At 49.1% G+C, this 6,154-nt stretch carries 4 protein-coding genes and 1 pseudogene; 1 reads left to right on the top strand and 4 read right to left on the bottom strand.

From position 1 onward, the window contains the following. Positions 1 to 127: 127 nt before the first annotated feature. Together NLX71_RS25760 and NLX71_RS25765 are read right to left on the bottom strand one after the other, a co-directional pair. Complete coding sequence (locus NLX71_RS25760) at positions 128 to 553, bottom strand: DUF3995 domain-containing protein (protein WP_254366636.1); 426 nt, start codon at positions 551 to 553, stop codon at positions 128 to 130. Further along, on the bottom strand, positions 550 to 1,155 hold the full coding sequence (locus NLX71_RS25765) for a TetR/AcrR family transcriptional regulator (RefSeq protein WP_254366637.1): 606 nt from the start codon (positions 1,153 to 1,155) through the stop codon (positions 550 to 552). Before NLX71_RS25765 ends, NLX71_RS25760 begins: the two co-directional genes overlap by 4 nt. Positions 1,156 to 1,288: 133 nt before the next feature. Here NLX71_RS25765 and NLX71_RS25770 point away from each other — a divergent pair. Continuing rightward, positions 1,289 to 1,501: pseudogene (locus tag NLX71_RS25770) on the top strand (IS701 family transposase); the annotation flags it as partial. A gap of 357 nt (positions 1,502 to 1,858) precedes the next feature. Here NLX71_RS25770 and NLX71_RS25775 read toward each other — a convergent pair. Then, the gene (locus NLX71_RS25775; RefSeq protein ID WP_254366639.1) at positions 1,859 to 3,856 is read right to left on the bottom strand and encodes a serine hydrolase domain-containing protein; all 1,998 of its coding nucleotides are present in this window, start codon (positions 3,854 to 3,856) and stop codon (positions 1,859 to 1,861) included. A gap of 279 nt (positions 3,857 to 4,135) precedes the next feature. Further along, the gene (locus tag NLX71_RS25780; protein ID WP_254366640.1) at positions 4,136 to 5,929 is read right to left on the bottom strand and encodes a helix-turn-helix transcriptional regulator; all 1,794 of its coding nucleotides are present in this window, start codon (positions 5,927 to 5,929) and stop codon (positions 4,136 to 4,138) included. Positions 5,930 to 6,154 lie beyond the last annotated feature (225 nt).

The following is a 6,154-nucleotide window of genomic DNA, read 5'->3' on the forward strand; positions in this document are numbered from 1 at the left end:
CAACCTCCCGTTCAAGATACCTTCATTTTCTCATGAGCTTGAGGTTCTTGAAAGGTGGTGAGTATTTGACGCTCACGCATACCTCCGCCGACAGCTAACCAAGGTCGGTTAGCCACGACCCCGGATTTCACCCTCCTATTTGGATCGCCAATAGAAAAGCAAAACAAAGCCACAAACATAGAGGCGTAAACATATAACTATCCAAGGTGGCGAAGCGCGTTCCGCGTAACCGTTTCGTTAAGCCCACGTACCGGAAGTCGCCGACGGCTCGTAGTCCGAATACGATGGCACATACCCAGCAGCCCAAAGTAACGACAAAAAAGCCGGAAAATGCTTTGACAAGTCCCGCTTCAATCAGCAGAAGCACCGATGCTGCGACTAACAGGACAGCGACGGCAAGTGTCCCGGCCTTGCCCGGGACGAAAGCGGGCTGCCGTGCTTTGGTCTCCGGGATCGCAACGCTTGAACCCCAGGTTCCGCCGAAGGCACAATAAACGTGGAGACCGCTAATGCTGATAAGCTGCAGGGCAGAGATGACGATGATGGCGATCATTGTTTTACAACTCCTCTCGAACGTATATCTTCCCACACGATATCGAAATGTCGCTGGAAAAGCATCTCGATTCGTATTGTATTGCTGCCTGCCGAAAGCCAGATCATTAGCGAATTAAAATAAACGCCAGTCAACACCGCCGCGATATCTTCACTGGCTGCTTGTGTCGTGAGCTGTCCTTTGTTTTTTGCATCTTCAAGTAGTGCCGCGAGCGCTTGCCTGAACCTTTCAAGGATTCTAATCTCCGCATGGATGAACATGTCGGCGCGCATCATTTCCGACACGACCAGCCTGATCATGTCCGGTTGTTCAGCGTATCGCCGAAACAAGTCGCTGAAGAGGAGCAGCAATTGTTGCTTCAGATCTGGCATGTTCTCGTTCCGTTGGATGCTCTCATGGACAGATTTGAGCTGGGATTCGGCAAGATGGAGCAGTACGGCTTCTTTTTTCGGAAAATAGTTATAGAACGTTCCTTTGGCGATCCCGCAGGCTTGCGTAATTTCCTCGACCGTGACGTTGTCGAAGCCCTTTTCTTTAAACAGCTTTACGGCCTGTGTGAAAATACGTTCTTTCAGTTCTTGCTTTCGGGATGCTCTAAGCATCGGGGAGGGTCACCGCCTTTTTTTGAAAAAATGACTATAGTCATAAAATGACTTTGGTCATGATTTTACTCCGATTCTTCTAGTTGTCAAGTATCAAAAATTCGGGGGAATCATGGGGTTGGAAAAAGGTGGACAAAGGTCGGCCACCGCCTTTATCCGCCTATGGACATTGCTGGCATGGACGCATTTGTATTGCACAACCGGCTTAGGGCAGTTCTGTCTGTTTGGTGATGGATTGCGTGCAGTTCGTAAGCAAGTTCAAATCGATAGGCTTCAGTTTGTTTATGAGTGCGCTCAGAAGGGGCTACCTTTTGCTGTTGTTCGTGAACACTTTAAATTAGCTTGAACCTAAGCTGGATATTTCTGTATCCGCTTTTGCTCATTTATAGTATTTAGGAAAGCTTGGCTACATTGAAGGCTGGCCCGGCGAAGAGGTATATCCGCCGCAGCCCATGGTTTCCCAGATGCGCTGCGTTCTTAAACAGTATGAGGAAGCAGGCGGCAGTTTCGAGGAGTTTGTTGTTGGGGACGCAGGGCATATGCCCCGCACATTGAGCAGCCTGAATTTGTATTCGCGAAGCTGAGGTCATTCCTGTCTTTAATCGAATAGAGGGATGAAGCCGCTGCCGGCGGGGCACGCAATAATCAATGGATGGATTATTACGGACCCCGCTTGCAAACATACCGGCATGGCTGTGACGCTTTATTTTATGGGGAGCGGTAAAGCATAATGGCCAAACGCTTTATCCAACAGTGCGGCTGCCTCCTGCCGAAGCAAAGGCTGGTTGGAACGGAAATCGACGCTGCCATCCGCCTGTACGGTTGTATCCGGATCGATAACGCCCTGCGAAACCAGTGCAGTAACGGCCTCAACCGCCGACGCATCCGTTTGACCGCTCAATTGAACTTTGGACGCAGGCTTGAGTCCTTTCAGGGCTTGAATCATGACCGCTGCCGTCTGCCTTGTAGTGATCGCATTCGGATCAAAGGAAGGGAAACCGGTTTGCAGTTGTTTCTTCATGTCAGCGAAGGCCCAGGGGATCCCATACCATCCTTGGGCACGAAGCAGCACGTCGGCAAACTCGCTTTGCGTCATGGTTGCCTGCGGCTCAAAGCTGCTGCCTGATTTCGCACCCATGATATCCAGGGCGTGCAAATCGTCAATAAAGCTTTTATATTTGCTTCCCTCCGCTACATCCGAAAACGGCTGCTTCCCATGGATTTTTTGCGAATCCGAGACAAAGTGAGGCCCCTCCATAGTATTATAATAAAAATATTCAATCGATCCGCGAAGGTCTTTTTTAAACGCTAGCTTGTGGCCTGATTCGTCTTCAAACAGCAGTGGAGTAATCATCTTGAATGTGTGCTTGCCCGTTCCTGTCTCCATCTGCAATTTCCCGTCGGCGTACGAAAATTTCGAATTCAAGAACCTAAAGCGCGTATTCTGATACAGTCCTAAGTACTTTTCCGCATCCTTTTCATCCAAATTGACATAAACAGGTTTCTCGAGTGTTTTTGTTTCAGGAAAATAATGGTCCATAAACGCCTCATACACGTCCATACTCATCAACACTGATTCGTGGTTGTACGACATATAAAATGCCGTATTCTTCTCGGGTACCAATACGATCAAGGATTGATGGCCTGTTACATTCCCGCCTTTTATAACGACATGCTGGCCATTCGCCAGTTCGTTGCGGTAGCCTTCGAATCCCCCTACGGTAGTCTGCGGAATGCTTTTATCGGCGATCACCTGGTACGTGAACATCTGCTCGGCCGTCTTTTCGCTTACCAACTGTTGTTCTCCGTATTTTCCTTTTTGCAGCAGCATAGTCAAGTACTTGGCCATATCTTCGCTAGTCGATATGATGCTCCCCTGCGGCCCGTCGGTTGTGGAACCCCAGTCCATTGGAATGAGATCACCAGTCGAATTATAGTGAGCGGCCATGCGATTGTTAAGCTCCGGGGTTAGGCGTGTGCTAGTCGAATTCATGCCGAGCGGCTTGAACACATTTTTGTCCATATACTGATTAAACGTCATGCCGCTTACATTCTCTATCGCATATCCTGCCAGCATGAAGCCAAAGTTGTCGTACGTATAAGCTTCACCGGGGGGCCGGACCACCGTCGGCATATGATCCAGGAGGAACTGCTTCATCGGGATGTCTTTATATGCATTCTCGGGTGAATAATAAGAAGTTTTATCCGGAAAATCAACCCCGGTCCTATACGTGAGCAGATCAAACATGGTCAGTTTTTTATCGGTCTTGTTTGGAATCTTCATTCCTCCCAAATACGTTTGGATGTCCTCATGAAGGTCAATTTTCCCTTGCTCGGCAAGCTGATTTGCGGCCAGCCCGGTGAATGTCTTCGTGACGGAACCGATTTGGAAGACGGTATTTTTATCGACAGGAGTTTTCTTTTCCTTATCGGCATAGCCGTATCCCTTATTTACCAATACTTTTCCATCCTTGACCACAACGAAATTCGAACCATTAACATTGTGTTTTTTCATTACTTCTGCAAATAAAGGATCGGCAAACGCCTCTACTTCCTTGGCATCCTGCGGGCCATTCAGGTTCGTTTTTTCCACCGCCTGTGCCGATTCTGGCTTTTCATCGGATGGTGTGCATGCCGTCATCAGGGTCGTCGCACATAAGAATAGTGCCGCCATATTCAACTTGGGTTTCATCTTTTTCATCGTTAGTTCTCCCTCTTATCCTTTTTCGTATAGCTTAGTTTCGGTACTGCCCTTCCTCCTTCTCTTGGGTCTAGTATGGCAAACAACGTGTCATAGGAGAGAGTTATTTTCTGTCACCGTTTTTTTATCCCGCGACCCGCAAGCGAATTCTCCGCCGAGATGACAAAATGTCATATGACGCTCATGCTGGGCAAATGCACCGGATAAAATAAAAAAGCACGGTCCTGTTCCTTCTTTCAAAGGTACAGGACCGTGCCGTCTTCACAAACCATCTACAATCTATACTTGATTCCCGAAAACTTTTTGTACGGCCTCTTCTCGATTGCGAACGCCCAGCTTGGTATAAATCGTGGAAGCGTAATTTCGGACGGTTCCTTCGGACAAATACAATTTGGCCGCAATCGATTTATAACGAAGCCCCTTGGATAAACATTGCAAAATTTCCATCTCCCGTGGGGTCAATCCCGAAGGAGGAGGAAGCGGTTTGTCTGGCTCTGCCGGTTGCTCCTGAAGGGCTCCTCCCCCATAGTTTTGAATCAGCTGGTTGGTGACATCTTGGGCGATCATCATCACCCCGCCGCGATGTACGAGACGTATCGTTTCGGAAAGTTCCTGAGGCTCCGAAGACTTTAATAAATACCCGTCCGCCCCGCTTCGCAAAGCTTCAACCGCTTTTTCAGTCTCTTGAAACGTGGTCAAGATCAGCACGCGGACACCCGGATGCTTTTGCTTCACCCGTTTGGCCGCTTCCACACCGTCCATGCGGGGCATATTTAAATCCATGAGAACGACATGAGGGCGAAGCCGCTCGCATTGTTCCAGCATCTGCTCCCCGTCCTCCGCAAGTCCCACGACTTCGAAATCTTTTTCTCTCTCCAAAATCACTTGAAGGCTTTCCCGGATGGATAACTGATCGTCAACCAACAGCAGCCGGATCACTTCCTCCTGCTGCTCTACCTGCCTGGGTAATGTACAAGTCACGACCGTTCCTTCGCCCGGCTTCGAGTGGATGTGCACCTGTCCCTGCAAATCGGACGCCCGCTCCTTCATCGCCGTTAAGCCAAAACCCGCTTGAAGCTCTTTGGTGCCGAGCCCGTTGTCCTGCACTACCAGCCGAAGCTGCTTCTCCTCGAAATGCAGGCTCACCTGAATTTCACCCGCCTGCCCGTGACGTACGGCATTAGTCAGTGATTCCTGCAGACACCGGTGCAGGGTCGTCTTGACTTGTTGGGATACCTGAACCTTCTCGCCCAAGGTCCTTAGTCGAACTGTCACTTTAGTCAATGCCTGAAACTCGGCCGTCAATGCCTGCAATGACTCTACAAGGGTACGCGAATCTTGCGCAGCCCCAACCTGATGCACATATTGGCGGACCTCATCCAGGCTGCCGCGGGTTAGTTGTAACAAGGAATCGAGCTTCCGCTCCCCTTCCGGGGTGTTCATTTCCGAGCGTAACGTCTCAAGCCCTATCATAATGGAGGTAAAGGAATGTCCCATCGTATCATGAAGGTCTTTCGAGAGCCGGTTTCGCTCTTCCGCCAATGTCATGCGCTCCACTTGCGATGAATATTGTTCCAGCACGGCATATTGATCACGAATCATTTCACTTTGCCGATGTTTCACCACCAGCAATTGAAAGGCAAACCCCAGGGCGTAAATGAGGCCGAATTGGAGGATCATCGTTATCAGGTTGCTTGATTCAGACAGTAAGGCCGGGATGACGAAGATGGTCATCGGGCCTGACCAACGGTATGACTTTTGGGCGCTATTGCTTGCAATCATAAAAGTCGGACCTAAAAAAGCCACGTAGGCTTCGGGGAACAGGGAGACCGCGTATAAGCATAATCCCCCGGATATGGCCATTTCCGAAATCAGGTAATACGTGTAGTGCTTTTGCAAACAAAGCCAAGGAATGGAAAAGGCTGCAATCCCCCACAGAGCCCCTAACCAGAAAGGGATGGTCAATTGTTTGGAGAAATGTTCCAAAGTAAAAAGAAGAGAAACGAAAAGGATGGTCCGAATGACGAACATCATCCAGTCATACCAAAACCAACGCTTTATAAAGTCCAGCAATGAATCACCCTCAGTGCGCGTTATTATCTATTTTTTTATCCTACTAACAGTGGAGCTTTTATGCAAGGGAAAAGGGGGGAGTCTTGGGCCTCGACCAAGCGCAATCGGTTGTATTTTCCAACGCGGCTAAAGAGGTCGCTAATTTTCAAAGTGAGCGTCAAATACTCCCCACCTTTCAAGAACCTCAAGCTCATGGGAAAATGAAGGCATCTTGAACGGGAGGTT

Source organism: Paenibacillus sp. MZ04-78.2 (assembly GCF_024213375.1).
Taxonomy (GTDB): domain Bacteria; phylum Bacillota; class Bacilli; order Paenibacillales; family NBRC-103111; genus Paenibacillus_G.